At 64.0% G+C, this 278-nt stretch carries 1 pseudogene; it reads left to right on the top strand.

Annotated elements, in window-relative coordinates:
* A pseudogene (locus EOD29_RS31500) lies at positions 1 to 278 on the top strand (pilus assembly protein CpaC); the annotation flags it as partial.

Genomic DNA, 278 nt, shown 5'->3' with positions numbered 1-278 from the left:
GCTTCATTCCCGACTCCCGCATCAACGTCGAAATCGTCTCCGACAATATCGTGCTGACCGGCCCCGTGCGCACGCCGCAGGATGCCACGCAGGCAGCTGATCTGGGGCAGGTCTTCCTGAAAGGCGGCGAGGCGACGACCAGAACCGAGACGGCATCCGGCACCGGCGGCGACAGCTCGGTGGCGCTCTTTGCCGAAGGCCGTCAGACCTCGCAGGTCGTCAATCTCTTGCAGATCGAGGGTGAGGATCAGGTCACCCTCAAGGTGACGATCGCCGAG

Source organism: Mesorhizobium sp. M1A.T.Ca.IN.004.03.1.1, from assembly GCF_003997555.1.
Classification (GTDB): Bacteria; Pseudomonadota; Alphaproteobacteria; order Rhizobiales; family Rhizobiaceae; genus Mesorhizobium.
This window is presented reverse-complemented; position numbering and strand designations above follow the sequence as displayed.